The organism is Cnuibacter sp. UC19_7, from assembly GCF_042699995.1.
Lineage (GTDB): Bacteria > Actinomycetota > Actinomycetes > Actinomycetales > Microbacteriaceae > Cnuibacter.
The window spans coordinates 3,070,701-3,093,418 of record NZ_CP170560.1; the positions used below are offsets into that span (position 1 = coordinate 3,070,701).

20 protein-coding genes and 1 pseudogene are annotated in these 22,718 nt (G+C 71.5%); 9 read left to right on the forward strand and 12 right to left on the reverse strand.

Annotation, left to right across the window (positions count from 1 at the left end):
- Positions 1-55: 55 nt before the first annotated feature.
- Positions 56-451, reverse strand: a complete 396-nt coding sequence (locus ACFJGV_RS14625) for an META domain-containing protein (protein WP_378144714.1) — start codon at positions 449-451, stop codon at positions 56-58.
- Between the two features lie 249 nt (positions 452-700).
- On the opposite strand from ACFJGV_RS14625, the gene ACFJGV_RS14630 reads away from it, so the two are divergent.
- On the forward strand, positions 701-2,659 hold the full coding sequence (locus ACFJGV_RS14630; protein ID WP_378144715.1) for a hypothetical protein: 1,959 nt from the start codon (positions 701-703) through the stop codon (positions 2,657-2,659).
- 96 nt (positions 2,660-2,755) lie between these two features.
- Here ACFJGV_RS14630 and ACFJGV_RS14635 read toward each other — a convergent pair whose 3' ends face one another.
- The 5 genes and pseudogenes from ACFJGV_RS14635 to ACFJGV_RS14655 form a co-directional block, all read right to left on the reverse strand.
- Positions 2,756-3,454 (reverse strand): ABC transporter ATP-binding protein, encoded by a 699-nt coding sequence (locus tag ACFJGV_RS14635; protein WP_378144716.1) that lies wholly within the window; start codon positions 3,452-3,454, stop codon positions 2,756-2,758.
- A 277-nt stretch (positions 3,455-3,731) separates the two neighbouring features.
- A pseudogene (locus tag ACFJGV_RS14640) lies at positions 3,732-4,469 on the reverse strand (ATP-binding cassette domain-containing protein); the annotation flags it as partial.
- A complete protein-coding gene (locus ACFJGV_RS14645) occupies positions 4,466-5,353 on the reverse strand; it encodes an ABC transporter permease (protein ID WP_378144717.1) in 888 nt (295 codons plus the stop codon). The gene ACFJGV_RS14645 and the pseudogene ACFJGV_RS14640, both read right to left, overlap by 4 nt.
- Positions 5,350-6,318: an ABC transporter permease gene (locus ACFJGV_RS14650; RefSeq protein WP_378148742.1), complete on the reverse strand. Its 969-nt coding sequence runs from the start codon at positions 6,316-6,318 to the stop codon at positions 5,350-5,352. Before ACFJGV_RS14650 ends, ACFJGV_RS14645 begins: the two co-directional genes overlap by 4 nt.
- A 71-nt stretch (positions 6,319-6,389) precedes the next feature.
- On the reverse strand, positions 6,390-8,054 hold the full coding sequence (locus ACFJGV_RS14655; protein WP_378144718.1) for an ABC transporter substrate-binding protein: 1,665 nt from the start codon (positions 8,052-8,054) through the stop codon (positions 6,390-6,392).
- Between the two features lie 184 nt (positions 8,055-8,238).
- On the opposite strand from ACFJGV_RS14655, the gene ACFJGV_RS14660 reads away from it, so the two are divergent.
- From ACFJGV_RS14660 to ACFJGV_RS14680, 5 genes are all read left to right on the forward strand, one after another.
- Complete coding sequence (locus ACFJGV_RS14660; protein ID WP_378144719.1) at positions 8,239-9,387, forward strand: zinc-dependent alcohol dehydrogenase; 1,149 nt, start codon at positions 8,239-8,241, stop codon at positions 9,385-9,387.
- A gap of 9 nt (positions 9,388-9,396) precedes the next feature.
- Positions 9,397-9,972 (forward strand): hypothetical protein, encoded by a 576-nt coding sequence (locus tag ACFJGV_RS14665; RefSeq protein WP_378144720.1) that lies wholly within the window; start codon positions 9,397-9,399, stop codon positions 9,970-9,972.
- A 274-nt stretch (positions 9,973-10,246) separates the two neighbouring features.
- The gene (locus ACFJGV_RS14670) at positions 10,247-10,723 is read left to right on the forward strand and encodes a hypothetical protein (protein WP_378144721.1); all 477 of its coding nucleotides are present in this window, start codon (positions 10,247-10,249) and stop codon (positions 10,721-10,723) included.
- On the forward strand, positions 10,723-11,226 hold the full coding sequence (locus ACFJGV_RS14675) for a hypothetical protein (RefSeq protein WP_378144722.1): 504 nt from the start codon (positions 10,723-10,725) through the stop codon (positions 11,224-11,226). Before ACFJGV_RS14670 ends, ACFJGV_RS14675 begins: the two co-directional genes overlap by 1 nt.
- A 71-nt stretch (positions 11,227-11,297) precedes the next feature.
- Complete coding sequence (locus tag ACFJGV_RS14680) at positions 11,298-12,344, forward strand: LLM class flavin-dependent oxidoreductase (RefSeq protein ID WP_378144723.1); 1,047 nt, start codon at positions 11,298-11,300, stop codon at positions 12,342-12,344.
- A 16-nt stretch (positions 12,345-12,360) separates the two neighbouring features.
- Here the strand turns inward: ACFJGV_RS14680 and ACFJGV_RS14685 are convergent, their stop codons facing one another.
- Positions 12,361-12,828, reverse strand: a complete 468-nt coding sequence (locus tag ACFJGV_RS14685) for an ASCH domain-containing protein (protein ID WP_378144724.1) — start codon at positions 12,826-12,828, stop codon at positions 12,361-12,363.
- Positions 12,829-12,908: 80 nt separating this feature from the next.
- Between ACFJGV_RS14685 and ACFJGV_RS14690 the strand changes: the two genes are divergently transcribed.
- The 3 genes from ACFJGV_RS14690 to ACFJGV_RS14700 all read left to right on the forward strand — a co-directional run bounded on the left by ACFJGV_RS14690 (position 12,909) and on the right by ACFJGV_RS14700 (position 15,666).
- Positions 12,909-13,835, forward strand: a complete 927-nt coding sequence (locus tag ACFJGV_RS14690) for a DUF5996 family protein (RefSeq protein ID WP_378144725.1) — start codon at positions 12,909-12,911, stop codon at positions 13,833-13,835.
- 127 nt (positions 13,836-13,962) lie between these two features.
- Complete coding sequence (locus ACFJGV_RS14695; RefSeq protein ID WP_378144726.1) at positions 13,963-14,448, forward strand: heme-degrading domain-containing protein; 486 nt, start codon at positions 13,963-13,965, stop codon at positions 14,446-14,448.
- A 9-nt stretch (positions 14,449-14,457) separates the two neighbouring features.
- Complete coding sequence (locus ACFJGV_RS14700) at positions 14,458-15,666, forward strand: YihY/virulence factor BrkB family protein (RefSeq protein ID WP_378144727.1); 1,209 nt, start codon at positions 14,458-14,460, stop codon at positions 15,664-15,666.
- Between the two features lie 3 nt (positions 15,667-15,669).
- On the opposite strand, the gene ACFJGV_RS14705 is transcribed toward ACFJGV_RS14700, so the two are convergent.
- The 5 genes from ACFJGV_RS14705 to ACFJGV_RS14725 all read right to left on the reverse strand — a co-directional run bounded on the left by ACFJGV_RS14705 (position 15,670) and on the right by ACFJGV_RS14725 (position 22,716).
- Positions 15,670-16,158 (reverse strand): hypothetical protein, encoded by a 489-nt coding sequence (locus ACFJGV_RS14705; protein WP_378144728.1) that lies wholly within the window; start codon positions 16,156-16,158, stop codon positions 15,670-15,672.
- A 2-nt stretch (positions 16,159-16,160) separates the two neighbouring features.
- Positions 16,161-16,649, reverse strand: a complete 489-nt coding sequence (locus tag ACFJGV_RS14710; protein ID WP_378144729.1) for an LpqN/LpqT family lipoprotein — start codon at positions 16,647-16,649, stop codon at positions 16,161-16,163.
- Between the two features lie 53 nt (positions 16,650-16,702).
- Positions 16,703-17,764, reverse strand: coding sequence for a WXG100 family type VII secretion target (locus tag ACFJGV_RS14715; protein ID WP_378144730.1), 1,062 nt, complete (start codon positions 17,762-17,764; stop codon positions 16,703-16,705).
- Between the two features lie 83 nt (positions 17,765-17,847).
- Complete coding sequence (locus ACFJGV_RS14720; RefSeq protein ID WP_378144731.1) at positions 17,848-18,114, reverse strand: WXG100 family type VII secretion target; 267 nt, start codon at positions 18,112-18,114, stop codon at positions 17,848-17,850.
- 171 nt (positions 18,115-18,285) lie between these two features.
- Positions 18,286-22,716 (reverse strand): FtsK/SpoIIIE domain-containing protein, encoded by a 4,431-nt coding sequence (locus ACFJGV_RS14725; protein ID WP_378144732.1) that lies wholly within the window; start codon positions 22,714-22,716, stop codon positions 18,286-18,288.
- Positions 22,717-22,718: the final 2 nt, after the last annotated feature.

Genomic DNA, 22,718 nt, shown 5'->3' on the forward strand with positions numbered 1-22,718 from the left:
CCGACAGCACGAGGGGCCGACGCGATCGCGCGCCGGCCCCTCGTGTGCGGACCAATCAGCCGCGCGTCAGCGTGGTGAGCTCGGTGCCGTCGTGCGTGTAGAGCGTGATGCTGTCGCCGTCCACCGTCCCGTGGTCGAGCTTGTCGAACGACAGCGTCACGCCGAGGCACGCCTTGAGCGTCATGGGGTTGAGCGCGAACGACACCTGCGATCCTTCGACCGAGTACCGTCCGGTCGCCTTGTTGCAGCCGTCGGTGCCGTCGACCGAGCCGTCCTCCGCGAGGTTCAGCGACGCGGGCTTGTCGCCCGTTCCCGCCCAGGTGCCCACCGCATCCGCCGCCGATCGATCGCCCCCGGAGGATGCGGAGGGCGAGCTGGACGCGCACCCCGCGACGAGGAGGGCGAGGGCGCCACCGGAAGCGGCGAGGAGGGCGAGACGTCGACGGAGCATGCGTTCCATCCTCGTTCAGAGAAGCTGAAGATGACAGTCAGCTTTGCGACTCCGTGTCCCACTAGATAGGGTCAGAGGGTCTCGGGGGGATCGGATCGTGCTGCGGCCGCTCATGGAGGAGAGCCGCGCACCGGACATCTCGCCCCGCGTCTGAGTACGTAACCGATAGATGGGTAAGGGGAACACATGTCAGTTGGTTGGAGGCGCAGAGCCGCCTACCTCGCCGTCGGAACGCTCGCAGTCGCGGGCATGACGGGTGCATTCGGCCAGGCGGCCATCGCAGATGACGGACAGGGCGACTCGGTCGCACCGACGTCCGGTCCGGCGTTCGACGCTCAGGCGAAGTCGCTCCTGAACGAGGACGGCATCCAGGCCGTCGCCACCGACGGCGACGGCAACGTCGTCGTCCTCACCACCAAGGCGCAGGATGCGCTGACCGGTGGCGCGGAGGCGTTCGTCGACTCGAACTCCAACGTCGTCGTGCGCACCATCGATGCGCCCTTCTCGGCGTTCTCCGACAAGGATGTGGTCGGCGGCGCCGGCTACCTCGTCGGCACCCAGACCACGCCCGTGGGCTCGTGCTCCGTCGGATTCTCCGGCTTCAACAAGACGGGCGAGCCGGTCGTCATCTCGGCCGGCCACTGTGTCGTCGATGAGACCGACCCGAGCGTCACCTACGACTTCTCCCGCTTGACCCGCCCCCAGAGCGACACGGCAGGTGGCGGCACGGGCAACCCGGTCGACTACACCAACCTCGGTCAGCTCGAGGTCGGTCAGTTCGGTGGACCGGGCAACAGCGCCGGCACGAACGGTGACGTTCACAGCGTCGACATCTCGGTGTGGAACACGGCCAACGACCTCACGCTGCTTCCCGAGGTCTCCACCTGGAGCGCCGCCGACATCGCGGCGAACGACCTCTCGATCGACACCGTTCCCGTCACCGGCATCGGCGACGCCACGGTCGGCGCGACCGTCACCAAGAGCGGACGCACGACCGGTTACACCCAGGGAACCGTCTCGACCATCAACGGATGGGCGAACGTCGCCGGTCACGCGGTCTACGGCTTCGAGAGCGACACTCCCGCCGCTCCTGGTGACTCGGGCGGTGCCATCCTCCAGGGCAACACCGCGGTCGGACTGATCTCCGGCGGCACCACTGCCGGCGGCAAGCAGATCACCTGGGGTGCGAACCTCCAGGCCGCGATCGCCCAGGTCAACTCGGTCGCGAACGAGGACTTCACCATCGCGGTGGCCCTCGCCACCCCCGTGCTGACCTCGCCCGCCGATGGCGGCGACGTCTTCGCCGGCGGCGCCATCACCGGTACCGCGACGCCGAACACCACGCTCTCCGTGCAGCACGGCACCGACGCGCCGTTCACCGTCCCGGTGGACGCCAACGGCAACTGGACCATCACGGCTCCGGTCCAGACCGGCAACGCGGCCTACCGCGTCGTCTCGACCAGCGGCTTCTCGGAGTCGGCGGCGCTCGAGTTCGAGGTCAACGTGGTCGAGGCCCCGCTGCCCTCGCCGGTCTTCACCAACCCGGTCGACGGCCAGCGTGTCGTCACCTCGCTGACCAAGGTCACCGGAACCGGTACCCCCGGTGCCACCGTCAACCTCACCGGATCCGTCACGGACGAGGTCGTGGTCGGCGCTGACGGCAGCTGGTCGGTCGACGCGAACCTCGGCTACGGCGCGTACACGATCAGCGCGATCCAGTCCGAGACCGCCCCCACCGGCTCGCTCTCGACCTTCGCCGCTCCCGACTCGGCTCCTGCCGTGGTGAACTTCGCGGTCGTCCCGGTCGCTCCGGTCATCACCAGCCCGACCGACGGCGCGAGCTTCGCGGCCGGCTCCGCTCCCACCACGCTGAGCGGCACCGGCATCGACGGCGCGACCGTCACCGTCACCTGGGGCACCGACGCGTCGCTCACCGCGACCGTCGCCAACGGCACCTGGTCCGTGACCCTGCCCGCGCTGGCCGCCGGCCAGTACACGTTCTCGGCCACCCAGGCTGTGAACAGTGTCGCGAGCGACCCGGCCCTGGCCGCGATCACCGTGCTCGCCGCCGCTGGTGGCAACAACTCGACCCCGGCTGGCCTCGCCAACACCGGTGCCGAGGTGGCGCCCCTCGCGATCACCGGCCTCGCGCTGCTGTTCGCCGCGGGTGGAGCCCTGCTCCTCGCGCGTCGCACCCGCCGCGCGTAGCACTCGCTGAATGACGAAGGCCCCCGGGGAGACCCGGGGGCCTTCGTCATGTCCGGCGTCAGCGGAGCAGGCGCGGCGTTCTGCGTCGGGGTCCGCTCAGAGGAGCAGGCGCGGCGCCGCGGAGACCAGCTGGCGCGTGTAGGGAGCCTGCGGATCCCGGAACACGCGCTCGGTCGGCCCCCGCTCCACCACCTCTCCGGCGCGCAGCACGATGACGTCGTCGCTCGAGTGACGGATCACGCCCAGGTCGTGCGACACGAGCACCACGGCGAGCCCCAGCTCGCGCTGGAGGTCGTCGAGCAGGTCGAGGATCTGCGCCTGCACCGACACGTCGAGGCTCGACACGGGCTCATCCGCCACCAGCACTCGCGGGCGGCGGGCCACGGCGCGGGCGATCGCGACGCGCTGGCGCTGCCCGGGCGAGAGGTTCTGCGGGCGTCGATCCGCCAGTTCGAGGGGTAGTCGCACGCGCTCGAGCAGTTCCTCGATGGCGTCCTGCCCGCCGGGCTCGTGCCTGCCGGCCGCGTCGAGCGCGTCGGCGAGAGTGCGGCGCACGGTCCAGCGCGGGTCGAGCGTGCCGTACGGATCCTGCGGTACCGACGCGATGAGCGCTCTCCTCGGCCGCCGGTCGCGCTCCGTGCCGGGCACCCACGGCTCGCCGTCGAGGGTCACCGTCCCCGCGTCGGGTCGCTGCAACCCGAGCAGCACGCGCGCGAGCGTCGTCTTCCCCGACCCCGACTCCCCGACGAGCCCGAGCGTCCGCCCCGCCTCGAGCCGCAGCGACACGTCCGACACGGCCCGCAGCATCCGCCCGTCCCCCCACCCCGAACCGCACGGTGACCCCCCGAGCCTCGAGCACCCCCCGCCTCGTCGACTGCTCACCGTCCGCGCTGAGGGGCGTGGTGGGCGCGGTGCGCGTGCTCTCTTGCGCGTCGCCGGCAGGCGTCGAGTGCTCACTTCGTGCGCCATCTGGGTGGGGATCGCGCCGATTGTGAGCACTGGATGGGGTGGGAGCGCTCAAGGGGATGCCTCGGGGGCGGTCGGTCGGGACCGCGGCGACGAGGGCGCGCGTGTAGGGGTGGGCGGGGGCGGTGATGACCGCGCGGGTGGGGCCCTGCTCCACGACGGAGCCGTCGCGCATCACGATCACGCGAGACGCGAGGCGCGACACCACCGCGAGGTCGTGGCTTATGAGGAGCACCGCGGCGCCGTCGGCGGCGAGTGACGCGAGTAGATCGAGGATCCCCGCCTGCACCGTCGCGTCGAGGGCGGTGGTGGGCTCGTCGGCGATGAGCACGGCGGGGTCGGCGGCGATCGCCGCCGCGATGAGCGCACGCTGCCGCAGTCCGCCCGAGAGCTCGTGCGGGCGCTGCGACGCGCGCAGCTCGGGCTCCGGCACACCCACCCGGGTCAGCAGCGCGATCACGCGCGCTCGCCGCTCGGAGGGCGACAGGTCCGTGTGCAGTCGCAGAGCATCCGAGATCTCGCGGCCGACCGGGCGCAGCGGGTCGAGCGAGGCGAACGCGTCCTGTGCGATCATGCCCACCGTCCCGCCGCGCAGGCGCCGCAGCTGCCGCGGTGACGGCGCCGGCACCGACTGCCCGCCCACCGAGAGTCGCTCGGCGGTCACGAGCGCGCCCGCGCCGGAGAGGCCCACCAGCGACCGGGCGGTGACCGACTTGCCCGATCCGGACTCGCCCACGAGCGCCACGGTCTCGCCCGGCTCGATCGCGAACGAGACGCCGCGCACCACCTCCCGGTCGCGGAAGGCGACCCGCAGCCCGCTCACGTCGACGGCCGATCCGCTCATGATTCCCTCCGACGCTGTTCCAGGGCGCGACCGAGGAGCGTCGTCGACGCGGCGGCGAGCACGATCGCGGCGCCCGGCGCCAGCGTCAGCCACGGGGCGGTGAGCAGGTAGGTGCGTCCGGCCGAGAGCATCGCACCCCACTCCGCCGCCGGCGGCGGGGTGCCGAGCCCGAGGTAGCTGAGCGCGGCCGCCCACACGATCGTCTGCCCGAGCCCGAGCGTGGCCACGACGAACACCCCCGCGATGGCGTTGGGCAGGATGTGGTGCACCAGCCTGTGCCACCATCCGCGCCCCAACAGCAGCGACTGCTCGACGTACCCGGCGTCGCGCACGCGCCGGAACTCACCGCGCAGGATGCGCGCGTACCCCGGCGCGACGGCGAGCCCGACGGCGATGGTCGTCGTCCACGCGCCGGGCCCGGTCAGCGCCAGGAAGAGCAGCGCCAGCAGCACCCCGGGGAACGCGAACATCACCTCGACCAGCCGCGTCGACGTGAAGTCGAGCCAGCGCGGCCCGAGCCCCGAGGCGACGCCGAGCACGAGGGCGAGCGCGACGCCGATCCCGGTGGCGGTCACCCCGATCAGGAGCGACGGCCCCGCCCCGTGCACGAGGCGGGTGAGGGTGTCGCGGCCCGACTCGTCGGTGCCCAGCGGATGCGCGAACGACGGCCCCTGGAACGCCTGCGTCGGATCGATGGCGAGCGGGTCGCCCGGCGCGAGCAGCCACGGCATCACCGCCGCGATGACGAGCAGCACGATGATCGCGATGCAGATCACCTCGACGGGGCGCGGCCGGACACGGGCTAACCACCCCGCGGCGCCGCCGGCGCCCGGGGCGCGCGTCGCCCCCGAGGGCCCGACCGTGCCCATCCCCACCCCGCTCATGCCCGTCTCCGCGGGTCGAGGGCACGCTCGGCGAGATCCGCGAGGATCGTCACCACCACGTAGACCAGCGCGACCACGAGCACGACGCCGACGACGACGGGCACGTCGCGGATGCGCACCGCGTTGTACAGCGTCGACCCGAGACCCTGGCGGGCGAACAGCGTCTCCACGACGACGGCGCCCGAGATGAGGGAGCCGAGCGCCCATCCGGTGAGCGTTACCGCGGGCAGCGACGCGTGCCGCAGCGCGTGGCGCCAGAAGAGCCCCGCGGCACCCTCGCCGCGGGCTCGGGCGCTGAGCGCGAAGGGCGAGGTGACCGCATCCGCGATCTGCTCGCGCATCACCTGCCCGAGGAAGCCGGCGAGCGGGATCGCGAGCGTGAGCGCGGGGAGCACGATGCCGAGCGGCGTCGAGGTGCTCACGGCGGGCAGCCACCCGAGCGTGAGCGAGAAGAGCACGATGAGCACCGCGCCCAGCCAGAAGTGCGGCACGGCGGCGGCGGTGATCTCGAGCAGACCGCCCACCGCGCGCGACCCCCATCCGCCCCGCGAGGCCCACGCGGCGAGCCCGAGGGCGAGCAGCCACGCGAGCACGAGCGAGACGAGGGTGAGGACGAGGGTGGCCGGCAGCTGCTCGGCGATCACGTGGGCCACGCCATCGTGGAGGGCGTACGAGGTGCCCAGGTCGCCCGTGGCGAGCAGCCCGAGGTAGCGCAGGTACTGGATGTCGAACGGCAGGTCGAGCCCGTACTGCGCCCGGGCCGCGGCGAGCGCGTCGGGGCCCGCCTGCGAGCCCGGCCCGCCGAGCACCGCCTCGGCGGGGTCGCCCGGGATGGCGCGCACCGCGAGGAACGTGATCGTCGCGACGGCCCACAGCACGAACACGGCGCCGGCGACGCGCACGGCGAGGAGCCGCCCCACGGAGAGCGCGCGGCGCGCCGCGCTCGGCGGCGGGGCGGCCTCCAGGTGCACCGACGCGGACGCCGCCTCGCGCGAGGCGGCGTCCGTCGATGTCCTGCCGGGGAGCGGATCCGGCGTCAGCGGTTCAGCCACGCCTCGGCGAACGTCGGCGTCGACACCGCGAGCGTGCGCACGCCCTCCACGTCGTTGCGCAGCAGGAAGTGGTTCTGCTGGTCGTACAGCGGGAGGATGTAGTAGCCCTCGAGCACGATCTTCTGCGCCTGCTGGTACAGGTCGGCCCGCTGGGCGGGGTCGCTCGTGGCGCTGGCCTGCGCGAGCAGCGCATCCAGAGCAGGGTCGTCCACCTTCGCGTGATTCGCGAAGTACCCGCTCGGCGCCGGAGTGATGCCCGAGGAGTCGTAGAGGATGCGCAGCACGTCCGGTCCGACCTTCGTGTACGGCGCTGAGACCAGCTCGTACTCGTTCGCGGCGAGCGCGCCGTACCACCCGGAGAGGTCGAGCTGGTTGAGCTGGATGTCGAATCCGACCGCCTTCTCGGCCGCCTGCAGCTGCTCGAAGAGCGAGACCTCCGCGGGGATCGACTGGTTGGTGCTGACAGGCATGCGCAGTGTGAGGCGCTGGCCGTCCTTCGTGCGGATGCCGTCGGAGTCGCGGGCGGTCCAGCCGGCCTGGTCGAGCAGCTGGTTCGCGCGATCGGTGTCGACGTCGAAGAGGTCGGGCTCGCTGTACGCGGTGGGCTCGACGCTCGACAGCGGCGAGTACGAGCGCTGCGCCGATCCGAAGAACAGGCTCTGGATGCCCGGGTTCACATCCGCGGCGGCGATGAACGCCTCGCGCACCTTCTCGTCGTCGAACGGGGCCTGGCCTGAGTTGAGCTCGATGCGGTTGCTCGAGCCGGGCCGGGGTGCATCGAGGTGCACGAGCGAGCCGTTGCCCTCCGCCTGCTGGATCGCATCCGGCTGCGCGTTGTCGATCACGTCGACCTCGCCGCTGGCCAGCGCCGCGTAGCGGGTGGCGGCCTCGGGGATGAAGCGCCACTCGATGTGCTCGAGGTGCGCGGGGCCGGTGTACTGGGCGTCGGCCGGGGCGCTGTCGTACGCGTCGTTGCGGTCGAGCTCGATCGACTGCTGGCGGTTCCACTGGCTGACGACGAAGGGACCCGTGCCCACGGGGGAGGCGCAGTTCTCGTCCTGGCTGCGCTTCAGGGCGGTGGGCGACTCGATGGCGAGCCACGGCTGGCTGAACGACTCGAGCAGGGCCGAGTCGGGCGAGCTGAGGTGCAGGCGCGCGGTGCTGTCGTCGACGATCTCGACGTCCTGGATCTTCTGCACGGCGAGATAGCCGGTGCTCGACTTGGTGTTCGGATCCTGCAGGTGCGCCACGTTGGCCGCGATCGCCTCCGAGGTCAGCGGCGTGCCGTCGGTGAACGTCACACCGCTGCGGACCGTGATGTCCCAGGTGAGCCCGTCGTCGCTGACCTTCCAGCTGTCGGCGAGCCAGGGGACGGGGTCGCCGTCGGAGTCGAGGGTGACGAGCTGCTCGAGGTACTGCGTCGCGACGAGCGCCTGCGGGTAGTTGCCGCCGACGTGCGGGTCGAGGCAGGTCGGCTCGGCGTCGCCCGAGGCGTACACGAGCGTGCCGCCGTCCTTCGGCTCGCCGGCCGGGGTGTTCCCGGCGGCGCCGACGCCGGAGGCGGTGCATCCCGCGAGCAGCAGGGCCACGGCGGTGAGGGCGGCGGCGCTCGCGGAGGCGGCCGTCCGTCGGAAGGGTGTTCGATGCATGGGATCTCGCCTCGCGCGCCTTTTTTGGACGCAGTACAGGAATGGGACGAATCGATCTTACCCCCGTCGGAGACGCTCGAGGCATGGACCTCCGCACGGGGGTTGCATAAGGGTGCGCCGCGGGCCTGCACTGAGAGCCGGACGACCGATGTCCCGACGACCGAGACCCCTCGAAGGAGCCAGCATGAAGGCGATGGTGTACCGCGGACCGTACAAGGTCCGCGTGGAGGAGAAGGACATCCCGAGGATCGAGCATCCGAACGATGCGATAGTCCGGGTCACGAAGGCGGCGATCTGCGGATCCGACCTGCACCTGTACCACGGACTCATGCCCGACACCCGGATCGGGACCACCTTCGGGCACGAGTTCATCGGGGTGGTCCACGAGGTGGGACCGTCGGTCGAGAACCTGAAGGTCGGAGACCGCGTCATGGTCCCCTTCAACGTGTACTGCGGCTCGTGCTTCTTCTGCGTGCGCGGGCTCTACTCCAACTGCCACAACGTCAATCCGAACGCCACCGCGGTGGGCGGCATCTACGGCTACTCGCACACCTGCGGCGGCTACGACGGCGGGCAGGCCGAGTTCGTCCGGGTGCCCTTCGCCGACGTCGGCCCGAGCGTCATCCCCGACTGGCTCGACGACGAGGATGCGCTGGTGATGACGGATGCGCTGGCCACCGGCTACTTCGGCGCCCAGCTGGGCGACATCCGTGAGGGCGACACCGTCGTGGTGTTCGGCGCCGGCCCAGTGGGGCTCTATGCGGCGAAATCGGCGTGGTTCATGGGCGCGGGGCGCGTGATCGTCGTCGACCACCTCGAGTACCGGCTCGCGAAGGCGCGCGAGTTCGCGCACGCCGAGACGGTGAACTTCGCCGAGCACGACGACATCGTGGTCACCCTGAAGCGGGCGACCGACCACCTCGGCGCCGACGTCGTGATCGACGCGGTCGGTGCGGAGGCCGACGGCAACCTGCTGCAGCACATCACCGCCGCGAAGCTCAAGCTGCAGGGCGGCTCGCCCATCGCGCTCAACTGGGCCATCGACGCCGTCCGGAAGGGCGGCACCGTCTCGGTGATGGGCGCCTACGGTCCCCTCTTCAGCGCCGTGAAGTTCGGCGACGCGATGAACAAGGGCCTCACGCTGCGGATGAACCAGTGCCCGGCCAAGCGCCAGTGGCCGAGACTGCTCGAGCACATCCGCAACGGCTACCTGAAGCCGAACGAGATCATCACCCACCGCATCCCGCTCGAGCACATCGCCGAGGGTTACCACATGTTCTCGGCCAAGCTCGACGGCAACATCAAGACCGTCATCGAGTTCGACGCCGCCTAGGAGGACGCCATGCCCTACACCGCACAGAAGCCCGCCCCGCGCGAGACCTCCGATGATCTCCGCGCCCGCATCCCCGGCTGGGGAGTCGACCTCGACCCCGCCGACCGCCCCGCCGTGCCGCGGGAGCGCTACGCGCCGGAGGCGACGGGAGCGCACTGGGACTTCCCCGACCGCCAGCCCGAGCTCCATCCGCGCGAGCGCTCGATCGAGCACGGGATGCTGCCCCCGGTGTTCGGCACGGTCGCGCCCCTGCACGGGGTGTCGGGGATGGTGCGCCGCTTCGCGTATGCACGCTTCAGCGAGGGGCGCGCGGCGCACTGGCTGTTGCTCGTCGCGGGCGATCGCATCGACGCCGCCGGAGCGCACGTCTCCTCGCTGCTATCGGGTCGGCCTGACAACCCGATCACCGAGACGGGCATCCTCAGCGAGCGCCGTCGGCACGGGTGGTCGTCGCGCATGGGGTCGACGCGGGTCGACACCCACCACGCGTGGATCGACCCGATCATCGTGGCGGGCCCGTGGATCGTCGGCGGATGGATCGCGCTGAAGCTGGCGGGGAAGGTGGTGCGCGCCGTCCGCCGCTGAGCCAGGGCCTCGGGCGCCGGCCGCAGGCACCGGAGTGGCGCGGCTCGCGGCGGTGGGGTGCGGGTTGCGCCCGCTGCGCGCCGCTTCGCCGCCCCTGGGGCCTCCCCAGCGCGCTCAGCGGGCCGGACCCGCGGCGCTGCGGGCGCGGCGGCTCGGCGCCTCCGCCCGTGCCGTCGGGCGCGGGCGTGAGGGCGGCGTGAGCAGTGGGCGGGTGGGCGTCAGGAACCCGTGAGGACCGCCCGAGTGGGGCCGCCGTGCGCGTAGACCTGCGGATGTGACACTCACCGCACTGCTCCCCACGCTCCGCCACAGCATCCCCGATCCCCTCGCCTTCGACCTCTGGCCCGAGTCGACCATCGCCACCACGACCGACGTCGTCGTCGCGGGGGTGTCGCTCTGTCGCCTCGCCGAGGTGTGCGATACGCCCTGCGTCCACAGCGCCGCCGCCGCCCGGCCGGGCACGCACGGCCGCCCCTCTCCGACCGGGGAGGCGACGGTCGTCGTCGCCACGGTGCTCCAGACCGAGGGCGGACGTCTCCGCCTTGACGCCGACCTGTCCCGGGTCTCCCCGCAGCTGGCGGAGGCCCGCCTCCTCGGTCGCGTCTCGACGGCCCGCCTCGCGCGATTCGCGATCGGCAGCCTGCAGGATGCGGTGGTCTCGCTCCCCGCGGACCTCCTCCCCGGCGACCTCGTCGTGGTGCCCTGCGCCGGTACCGTCTGCCTCCGCGACCTCCGCGGAGGGGGACGCTGATGCTGCTGCACACCGTGGGCTCCTTCCGCCGGCGTGCCCTCGATCCGCGGTTCGCGGAGTGGCCGGTCGGCACCGTGTTCACACGAGACGACGTGAGCATCGTCGGGCAGTCGCTGGTCGGGGCGGCGCGTGCCGTCGGCACGCCGCTCGTGAGAGTGGGCGAGAGGCCTGTGCCGTCGCGCGAGGGCCGCTACTGCTGCGTCGTCGTCACCCGCATCGAGGCGGTGATCGCCGCGGAGTCCGGCGTCGGCGACGAGGTGTGGCTCGACGCCGAGCTCGACGAGGACGCGGTCGTGCGGGGATCGGCCCTCCTCCTCGGGCGGCCGGGCATGCGGATGCGACGGCCCTACGTCGTCCGCCCTGCTCTCCGCCCCGGCGACCTGCGGATCGCGCTGCCGGGGGACGTCGCGGAGGGCGATCTCGTCGCGCTCGCCTGCCGTCGGCCCGTCGCGCTGCAGGACATCCGCCGCCGCGCCTACCACCCGGAGCGCCTCAGCGGCTGATCCGCCGGTCTCGACCGCGGTCGAACTCCATTCGAAGGAATGGAACGGGGCGGAGGCGGGTTGAGGATGGCGTGAAGCGATTCGGCACTCTCTCGTTCGGACACTACGGCCCCCTCGGAGGCGGCCGCGAGCTGACGGCTCGCGACTCGATGCTGCAGGCGATCGACCTCGCGCAGGGCCTCGATGAGCTCGGCGTGAACGGCATCGCGTTCCGTGTGCACCACTTCGCACGACAGCAGTCCGCGCCGCTGCCGCTCATGGCGGCGATCGCGGCGCGCACCGAGCGCATCGAGATCGGCACCGGCGTCATCGACATGCGCTACGAGAACCCCCTCTACCTCGCGGAGGAGGCGGCGGCCGTCGACCTCATGAGCGGCGAGCGCCTCGCCCTCGGCGTGAGCCGAGGATCACCTGAGACCGTTCACCGCGGGTACGAGGTCTTCGGCTACGAGTCGGACGACCCCCGCGGAGCCGACCTCGGTCGTGAGCACTTCCTGGGCTTCCTCGAGGCCATCGACGGCGTGGGCCTGGCCGAGCGCGACCCGCACAGCCCCTTCGGTGGCGGCACCGGGCTGCAGCGCATCGAGCCCTACTCGCCCGGACTGCGCTCGCGCGTCTGGTGGGGTGCGGGCACCCGCGAGACCGCCGAGTGGGCCGGACGTCTGGGCGTGAACCTGATGTCGTCGACCCTCCTCACCGAGGCGGACGGCCGCGCGTTCGACGTGCTGCAGGCCGAGCAGATCGAGGCCTTCCGCGCCGCCTGGCGCGAGGCCGGCCACGCCGGTGAGCCGCGCGTATCGGTGAGCCGCAGCATCATCCCGATCACCACGGCCGAGGAGCGGATGTACTTCGGCGGCCGCCAGGACGGCGACCAGATCGGCGTCATCGACGGGACCACGTCCACGTTCGGCAAGACCTACGCGGCCGAGCCCGACGTCCTGGTCGAGCAGCTGCTGCAGGATGCGGCCATCCAGTCGGCCGACACGCTCACGATCACGATCCCCAGCCAGCTGGGCGTCGCGTTCAACCTCCGCCTCATGGAGTCGTTCGCTCGCTACGTCGCCCCCGCCCTCGGGTGGGAGCCCACGCGCGAGGTCGCCGCGGGAGCCTCCGTCTAGGGTCGCGCGGACGGCGTCAGGCCGCGGCCGGGTACACCAGCCGGAACTCCTCGCAGACGACGGGCATCCGCGCGTCGAAGCCCTGAGAGCTGGTCGAGAACGACCGCCAGAAGCGCTCGTGGGCGTCGCGCCACCAGGCCAGGGAGAGGTCTCCCTCTCCCTCCGCGTGGGCGTGCGCCTCGGTCACCTCGTCGAAGGGGACGATGCTCACCGCGGTGGTCTGGATGACGGCGCGAGGGATGCCGCGCCCGTCGAGCAGGATGCTGTAGTCGCCCTCGGCGGGCAACGGCTCCCCGTCGACCTCGTAGTCCCAGGCGGACGACGCCGTCGCCGTCTTCGTGCCCGCGAGGACGAGGGCGAGGAGCTCCTCCGCCTGCTCGGCCGTGGCCCCGAACGCCCACGCCTCGGGCGGCGTCTCGGGAAGACCGCCCATGACCGCCCGGCACGACGTCCAGAAGTCCGCCGTCGGGTTGTCTGCGCTCATGGATTCACCCTACGGTCGTCAGATCCGCGCCGGCGGACCGCTTGGACCCAGCCACGGAGGGGCTCTCCTAGGCTGAACGCGTGAGCGAGACGGGCGAGACGAGCGTGGCGGGCGCGGCGTGGCCCGCGTTGAGGGTCGACGAGTGGACGGCGACGCGGGAGACGCTCCACATGTGGACGCAGATCGTGGGCAAGGTGCGGATGGCGCTGGCCGCGCCCATCAACCACTGGTGGCACGTCTCGCTGCAGGTGACCGCGCGCGGGCTCGCAACCGGGCTCATGCCGCTGCCCGGGCACGACGGAGAGCTCGACATCGAGTTCGACCTGCTCGCGCACGAGCTCGTGCTGCGGCGCAGCGACGGGCGCCGTGACTCGTTCGCGCTTACCGGCCTCAGCGTCGCCGCCTTCTACGCCGCCGTCTTCGAGGCGCTCGGCCGGCTGGGTGTGACGGTCGACATCCGGCCCGTACCCAACGAGGTCGAGGTCGCGATCCCGTTCGCGGACGACACCGTCCACCACACCTACGTGCCCGAGCAGGCGACCGCGTTCTGGCGGCAGCTGGTGCAGGCCGACCGGATCCTCCGCCGGTTCCGCTCCTCGTTCACGGGCAAGGTCAGCGCCGTGCACTTCTTCTGGGGTGCGATGGACTTGGCCGTGACGCGCTTCTCGGGACGGCCCGCTCCGACGCATCCGGGCGGTGCGCCGCACTGCCCCGACTGGGTGATGCACGAAGGCTACTCGCACGAGCTCTCGAGCGCGGGCTTCTGGCCGGGCGGCGGCGAGGAGGGGGCGTTCTACTCGTACGCGTATCCGGCCCCGGAGGGCTTCGCCGACGCTCCCGTGCCCGAGGGTGCGTTCTTCAGCGAGGCGTTCGGCGAATTCCTGCTGCCCTGGGAGACGGTGCGCACGGCGAGCGATCCGGATGCGCTGGTGCTGTCGTTCCTGGAGGCTGCCTATGACGCCGCCGCGACCCGCGCCGACTGGCCGCTCCTCACCCGTCGCTGGTGATCTTTCCCCCGATGAGCAGGGGCGGATCTGACACTCGTGGTGACCTCGTCCCGCGCGAAGCCGCCACGAGTGTCAGATCCGGATGCTCCCGCCAGGCGGAGAGGTGCCGCGCCGGTAGGCTGAGCGCATGAGCGAACGCGAGCTCCCCGTCTTCACCGTCGACGATCTCGAGGCCGTGGCCCCGTTCGACGTCCACTCGTTCACGAAGGAGGACGCGGTCGACCTCGGCACCCTCGCCGTCGCCCTCATCCGGGAGCGGGCTCTCGACCTCGCGGTCGACGTGGTGCTGCGCGACGACCTCGTCTTCCGCGCCAAGCTCGGTGCCACCGGTCCCGACAACGACTTCTGGCTCGCCGGCAAGGCCGCGGTCGCTCGCCACTTCGGCGTGCCATCGCTGCTCGTCCGCCGCCGGTACGAGGCGGAGGGCCGCAGGTTCGAGGACGACACCGATCCCGCGTTCGACCACTCCGTGATGCGGTCGCACGGCGGGGCCATCCCGATCCTCGTCGCCGGTGAGGTCGTGGGCACCGTCACCGCCTCGGGCGAGCCCGACGTGATCGACCACCAGACGGCCTGCGACGCAGTCGCCCTGTACCTCGCCCGTCGTCCGTAGCGGCCGCCGGTGGCCGGAGCCGAGGAGCGGGTACAGGCGGATGAGCGGGCGCAGGCGGATGAGCGGGCGCAGGCCGACGATCAGTCTCGGCTGACCGAACGCATCCAGGACCGCCTCCAGGAGCGCTTCCAGGAGCCCATCGAGACCGTCACCCGGGTCACCGAGCGCACGCTCGCCCTCTTCCCCGTGCGCGTCTGGCGGCGGTTCCTGGTGGGGAACGGGTTCGTGCTCTCCGCCGGCATGAGCTACCAGGCTCTGTTCGCCGTCTTCGCCGGGGTCTACGTGGTGTTCGCCGTCGCGGGGATCTGGCTCGTGCAGTCGCCGGAGACGATGGATGCGCTGATCGATGTGATCAACACCTACGTTCCGGGCCTGATCGGCGACGAGGGCGTCATCACGACGGCCGCCATCCGCGAGATCGCCACCTCCACCACATCGGTGCTCACGGTCACGGGTCTCGTGGCCGTCGTGATCCTGTTCTGGACCGCGACCAGCTGGATCACCTACTCGCGCCTGGCGGTGCGCTCGATCTTCCGGCTGCCGCGGGATGAGCGATCGTACGTGCTGCTCAAGGCGCGCGACTTCCTCGTGGCGCTCTCGTTCGGCCTCATGCTGCTCTTCACCGCCGTGCTCAGCGTGATCAGCACCGCGGCCGTCGACTGGCTCCTCGATCTCGTCGGCGTCGAGGCCCGCGGATGGATCCAATCGCTCCTCGCCGGAGCGGCGGGGCTCGCGCTCGTGTTCGTCGTCGACACGGCCGCGCTGGTGACGCTCTTCCGTTTCCTGGCCAGGGCCCGCATCCGGTTCAGGCGGATGCTGCCCGGCGCTCTCGCGGGTGCCTTCGCGCTGGTGCTGCTCCAAGCCGGTGGTGGGCGCCTGTTGAGCGGCGCCACGCAGAACCCGCTGCTGTCGTCGTTCGTCGTCTTCATCGCGATGCTGCTGTGGTTCCGCATCATCAGCGTGATCGCACTCGTCTCGGGATCGTGGATCGCTGTAGCCGTGGAGGATCGGGGCGAGCAGCTCTACACCGACGCGGAGCGCGCTCTCCTCGAACGCGACGCGCTCCTGGTCGCCGCGCGCGTCCGCGTGCGCGAGACCGACGCCGCGCTCTCCGCCGCGCGGTGGTGGCAGGTCCCGCTCGCGCGCCGTCGGCTCGACGCTGCCCGCCGAGAGCTCGACGAGCTCCAGCCTGATCGCGCCGAGCCGGCCGGCAGGTGACGACTAGGAGAAGAGCCGGCCGAAGAAGCCCTTCTTCTTCGAGTAGCCCGCCGCCTCGAGGGCGGCGACCACGGGATCCTTGATCTCGGAGGTCGAGAACGAGTACCCGTACGTGTTGCCGAGGTGCTCGCCCTGGCGGTCGGTGGTCGAGGCTGCCGTGCCCGCTCCCCACGTCTTGGTGGTGCGGGTCTGGTGGCCCTTGAAGGTCGACGTGCCGCCGCTGATGCCGAAGCCGCCGGCCCCGCCGGAGACCTTCACGCTCGACTGGGTGTCCTGCTCGTCGAACTCCCACGTGCCGTCGGCCGGATCCAGGGTGACCGTGAGCACGTAGGAGGCGTCGATGAGCCCGGCTCCGGTGAAGGCGGCCCACTTGACGTCGGCGTACTTCCACCGGCCCACCGCGCCCGTGGCCGTCGGGGTGAACTCGTACGGCACATCCGGACCGTTGAGGGAGAGGATGCGCTGCTGGGCGCTCTCGAGGGGCTCCGCCATGGTCACGCCACCCCGGCCGTCGCCTCCGACAGCGAGGACTGCACGTCGCGCAGCTCGCCCCAGAGCTCGGTCGCCTGCGTGCCGGTCGCGGTGGCGGTGATCTGCACGAGATCGGCGACCGCGCCGTGCTCGATCACGGCGATCCGCACACCCTGCATGAGGGTGCCGACGCGGGGGTCGGGGTAGGAGAACTCGATGCGGAAGCCGGGGCGGCCGAGCACCTCGTGGTCGTCGCGGCCCAGCTCGACCGCGCCGTCGATCGACTCGACCTTCTCGGTGACGGTACGGATGGCGTCGTCGAGCGTGTAGCCGCGGGCGAAGCGCGACAGCGCCACGACGACGTTGGGACGGAACTCGCCCTCGGGCACCGACTTGGCGCCGGCGAGGACGGTGCCCGCGACGACGATCTCTCGCCAGTCGTCGGGCAGATCGAGCGCGACCGCGGGGAACGCGGGGGTGTTCTCACCCGGGAAGGTGATGGTGTTCGTCATGATTCGAGCCTTTCTGAGAATGTCGCTGAGGTCGAGTGATCAACAGGGGATGGTCAGAATCCGAAGAATCCAGCCACCGAGTCGACGGCGTCGGACGGGCTGAACGAGATGTCGAAGTTCACGCCCGCGCCGATGCCGAGAGCGGCACCGACGTCGAACGAGGCGCTGACCTCATCCCAGCCGACGCTCGCGTCGACCTCAGCCCAGGCACCCGCACCGGCGACGGCCTCCGCCCCCGCACCGACGGTCACGCCGCCCGCGGAGACGCTGCCGTCGACGCCGGCGGACGCGCCGGCGAACGCGTTGGCGCCCGCGGAGACACCGGCGCCGTCAGGACCGATCGTGGCGCTCGCATTGGCGCTCGCCTCGGCGCCGGCCATCACGTCTGCGCTGCCGGAGGCCGTGGCGCCGCCGTTGAACAGCTCGACGGAGCCGGAGGCGTCGGCGCGACCGCCGACGAACGCATCCGCGCCCGCCTCAGCGTGCGCTCCATCCGGACCGATGCCCGCACCGGCCGACGCGTTCGAGTCGAAGCCGGCGAACGCATCCGCCTGGCCCTCACCCGATGCCCACCCCGCGTCGAAATCGCCGTTGACCCCGGCGCCGGCACCCCACTGCCAGCCGGCCTCGGCGTTCGCGTTCGTGTTGCCGTTCTCATCGGTCGAGGTGCCGGCGTTCGCGTACCCGTTGTCCTCGAAGCCGTGCGCGTAGCCGCCGCCGGAGGAGCTGGGTCCGTCGCCGTTCCCGCCGCCACCGCCGCCGCCCCCGCCGGCGCTGCCGCCACCGGTGGATCCGCCCCCGGACCCACCCGAGCCGGAACCCCCGGCGCCGCCGCCGATGCTGCCGCCGTCGGTCGACGTCTGCTCCTGCTCGTCGGCGTTCTTGGCGAGGTCGGAGCCGCCGCTCTGCAGCGCGGACACGACCGCCTTGATCTTGGCAGTGTGGACACTGCTCCAATCGCTGCGGAACTCCGAGGCATCCGGACCCTGCCACGCCTGCGTCTGGTTGACGCTCGTGGTCAGGGTCGACTGGATGCTCGTGAGGTCCTGCGCAGCGTTCTCGAACTTCTTCGCGAGCTTGCGCAGCTCAGCGACATCGGCGCCGTAGATTCCCATGAGACCCTCTCAACCCACCCTCAAGTCGGCTCCCGAATCGGAGGAAGGGCCCCCTCCGAGAGGAGAGAGCCCTTCGTCGTCGATCAGGAGTTCGACGTCTGCTCCTGCGAGTTGGCGTTCTGAGTGGCCTTCTGCGAGGCGTCGTTCAGAGCGTTGATGACGTTCTTGAGGGCGGCGGTGTGCGTGCCCTTCCACTCGCTGCGGAACTTCTCGGCGTCGGGACCCTTCCAGTCGACCGACTCGAGGGCGCTGGTGAGCGTGGTCAGGATCTCCTGGACCTGCTCCGACTTGTTCTGCAGCTTCTTGCTGAGCTGACGGACCTGCTCGACATCGAGTCCCCACATGGCCATGTCTTCTTCTCCCTCTGTGTTGTGTCGGGCCGGTCGGCCCTTCTACGTTCCTCCGAGGTGTCTTCCTCGTAAGAACAAGCTATTGGGGGTGGGCGGATTGCGCGATGGGGAGAACTCCCCATGCCCTCCCCATCGCCTGCACGTTCGCGAAACCGCTGGTCAGAAGCGGATTCATGACAGCGCGACCTGGAGCTTCACCGCACGACCCTGCTGGATGAGGAACCCGCGACCGGGCGGGAGGTCGGCCCGCTTGAACCGGGGGAGCGACGTGCCCAGCAGCGAGTCGCCGTCGATGTCGCCCGGCACGAGCAGCAGACCGCGCTTGCCGTTCTTGAACGGGCCCGCGAGCGTCCACGCCGACGACCAGGTCGAGGTCTCGCCCTCGCCGACGACGAAGACGTCGTCGCGCAGGCAGCGCTTGACGAGCCGGTCGAGCGTCGACTCGAGCGGCGACCCGTCGAGGTCGCCGATGCCCTCGACCACCAGGGCGAACTGATCCGACCTCAGGCTCCCCGACTCGAGCTGCGAGTCGACGTCGTCGGCGAACCGCTCCAGCTGATCCTTGTCGCTGACCGACAGCGCCCAGAGCGGGAGCTGTGACAGCGAGGTCTGCCGCGCCGAGACGTGAACGAGACGGATCGCCGGCGAGGTGCGCTTCAACGCCTTCGCGATCGTGGCGAGCGCCTGGGTGCGGCCCGAGCCCGACGATCCGCCCACCAGGAACGGGCCGCGCGGAGCGATGCCCATCGCCGAGAGGTCGTCGTCGCGGACGCCGATCACCGGGCGGCCGTCGGCCGACGCGGGGAGATCGTCGAGGGGGATCGTGTCGCGCAGCCGCAGCACGGGCGCGGCGGGTGCGATGTGCTGACGCCGCATCGCCTCAGCCAGCCTCGCGATCTCGCGCGCCTGCAGAGCGACGTTCGAGTCGGCCCCCAGCATCGCGACCTGCACCTCGTGCTCGTCGATGATGCCCCGGCCGGGGGGAGAGACGGCGGACAGCGTGTCCTTGGGGGCGCCGAGGATGGCGTAGTCGTCCTCGTTCGCCAGGCGGAGCACGAGCCGCTTCTGGATGGTCGAGCCGAGCGACTGAGGCACCGAGTTGGGCCGGTCGCCCGTGACCACCACGTGCACGCCCACGCCGCGGCCGTCGGTGGCGATCTGCGAGAAGGCGGTGAACCAGGTGGAGTTGCCGCCGAACTCGTAACTGTCGCGGAACGTGCCGATGCCGTCGACGAGCACCAGGATGCGCGGCTCGTCGGGGGCGTCCGCCAGACGGCGGTACTCGCCGATCGACCCGGCGCGGATCTCGGAGTAGCGGATGGAGCGCTCGTCGACGAGGTCGCGGAGCATGCGGAGCAGGCGCACCACGCGCTCCTCGTCATCGCCGTCGATGATGGCGCCGACATGCGGGAGCTCCTCGAGCATCCGCAGGCCCGATGACCCGAAGTCGAGACCGTACACGTGCACCGGGCCGCCGCGGGGCGTGACCGCGGCCGAGATCGCGATCGTGCGCAGGGTGGCGCTCTTGCCCGAACCACCCGTGCCGTAGATGGCCATGTTGCCGTCGCGGTCGGGCTCGTAGAACACGGTGGGCTGGCTTTGGCTCTCGGGGAGGTCGATGACCCCGAGCAGGAGCGCCTCGTCGGTGCGCGGGTTGGGCAGCAGCGAGAAGTCGTACACCGGCGCCAGCTCGTCGAGCCAGGGCTTCCGCGGCTCGGGGATCGCCGCGAGCTTCGAGGCGCCCCGGATGCTCGTCACCAGCCGGGCGATGTCGGTCGGCCCGGGGTCGGTGACGTCGGCGACCTCGATCTCGGGCATGTCCCAGGTGGCCCCGGTGCCGAAGTCGAGCTCGACGATGTCGATCCGCGCCTGGGTGGGCGCGTCGGTGGTCCAGCCGCCGGCGTACCCGGTCTGGAAGCCGGCGATCCGGCCCGGGCCGGTCTTGGCCGCGCCGCGGCCGGGGATCGACTGGTCGAAGTAGGCGGCCATGGGCGAGCCGAGGATGTCGTCGGAGTCGGCCGCATCCGCCATGCGCAGTGCGATGCGCATGTTGGTGTTGGCGCGCAGGTTGTCTTTGATGACACCGGCGGGGCGCTGCGTGGCGAGCACCAGGTGGAGGCCCAGCGACCGACCGCGCTGCGCGACGTCGACGACGCCGTCGACGAACTCCGGAACCTCCTGAACGAGCGCGGCGAACTCGTCGACGATGATCAGCAGGCTCGGCGGGGTGTCGGGGTCGCCGGTCTTCTCGAGCGACACCAGGTCCTTCGCCTTCTTGCGGTTGAGGAGATGCTCCCGGTAGCGCAGCTCGGCGCGCAGGCTGGTCAGCGCACGCCGCACCAGGTGGGGCGAGAGGTCGGTGACGAGCCCGACGGTGTGGGGCAGGCCGACGCAGTCGGCGAACGCGGCGCCGCCCTTGTAGTCGACGAAGAGGAAGGTCGCGCGGTCGGGGCTGTGCGCCGCGGCCATGCCGAGCACCCATGACTGGAGGAACTCGGACTTGCCCGCGCCCGTGGTGCCGCCCACCAGGGCGTGCGGCCCCTGACTCCGCAGGTCGAGGTAGAACGGCTCGGTGCCGCTGTGCCCGACGAGCGCGCGCAACGAGCCCTCCTTCTTGCGGCGCACCGGCGGTGATCCGTCGCGCAGCGCGATCGAGTTGCTCTCGCGCCAGCGATCGACCACCGACTCCGGATGCTCCGCCAGGTCTTTTCCCGTCAGCGCCAGGTACGAGACCTGGCGGGGGAGGTCGGACTCGTCGTCGATGGGGGCACCCACGTCGACCAGCGGCGACAGCTCGCGCCCGAGCCGCAGGGCGATCTCGGGGGAGACCGATTCGCTCGCCACCGGGTAGGTGTACTCGCCCAGACGCACCAGGCCGGTGGTGGCATCGGCGTCGGTGGTCTCGACGGTGACGAAGCTGCGGCAGGCGGCCGGCAGCTGGGAGAGCGAGGGCGCCGCCCAGATGACGTGCACGTTGGCGTCGGCCCCGCGCTCGGCGATGCGCGTGAGACGGCCGCGGTCGAGTGGGGCGTCGTCCTCGATGATGAGCACGACCGAGGGCACGATCGGATGCGGGATCTCGCGATCCTCCGCCGAGGCGAGGTCGATGGGCCCGCGTGGCTTCACACGGTTGCGGGTGCGCGACTCGATGAGCGCCTCGATGCGCGACACCAGCGCCACACCCGACCCGGGGTTGTCGGAGAGGTGGTCGCCCGAGAGCGGGCTATGTGGCGAGCTGGTGTGGGGGAGCCACTCCAGCCACTCCCACGTCGACCGGCTGGCGGGGGAGGTGAGCGCGCAGATGACCACCTCGGCGGGGGAGTGCATCGCCACCACCTGGGCCACGAGTCCGCGAGCCACGCCGTGCCGCAGCTCGCCCTGCCCGGCGATGCCGAGCGCGCCGTCGCGGCGCAGGTCGGCGACCACGGGCACACCCTCGATGCGCGAGAAGCGGTCGGCGACCTCCTCCACCTGCGTGTAGTACTCGGGCAGGGCGTCGTTCTCGTTAGGCAGCTCGACGACGTCGCGGCTGGGGGCCGTGCCCACGCCCAGGCGCAGGGTGAGGAAGCCCGGGTTCTCGGGCCGGTTGGTCCACAGCAGGGTGCCGAGTCGATCGGCGGCGTCGACGCTCTCGGCCACCGACGGCGTCTCGGTGAGGCGCACCGCGCGCTCGACGCGCTGCCGGTCGTGCATCTTCGCCACGAACGACTCGAGCGAGGCCTTGAACTGCTTGATCGTGTCGCGCAGCTGCCGTCGGCTGGAGATCTCGTGGTCGAGCCAGGTGCCGATCATGAGCAGCGGGCTGAGAGCCACGAAGATGATGCTGAGCGGCGACCGGGTGACGGCGAACAGCACGGCGCCCATGATGAGCGGCGCGATCAGCGCGAGCACCGGGAAGGGCTGCGGCTGCGGCTTCTTCGGCGGGGTGGGCGCCGGGTAGTGCTTGCCCGGGTAGCGCGAGATGACGCGCGGCGACCGGTTGAACTCGATCACCGGAGTGGAGGGCGCGCTGCCGCCGAGCCGCTGCAGCGGCACCACGCGGAGGGCGGTGTCGCCGAGGACCACCACGTCAGCGCTGGTGAGCGTCGTGCGCGAGACCTGCTCGCCGCCCATCAGCAGGCCGTTCGCGCTGCCGAGGTCGATGATCTCGACGTGCTCGCCGATGTTGATGCGCGCGTGGCGCTTCGAGACGAGTCCGTCGCCGAGCCGGACGTCGACGCCGCGCTCGCGGCCGACGATGCTCGATCCGAAGGGCAGCGGGAACTCCGCCCCCTCGTCTGGCCCCGCGAGCACCCGCAGCACCGCCGCGGCCGGCCCGGCCGCGTTCGCGGAGAAGCCCTCGCTGTGCCGCGCGACCTCGAGGAACGAGCCCGACCGCACGCCCGCATCGAGGAGGTTCGAGGTGGGGTCGAGCGTGCGCGGCTCACCGCTGAGACCGCGGATGCGCAGGGTCAGGCCCGCGGGCGCGGCTGTCTGCGGGCCCTCGGGATCGGCGGAGTAGAGCGCACCGGCGACGTCGGCCACGGTGGCGGTGGCGTCGGCGGTGATCTGCACGCTCGTCGAGGTGCCGCCGGGTCGCGTGAGTGTCGCCTTGATGCGCATGG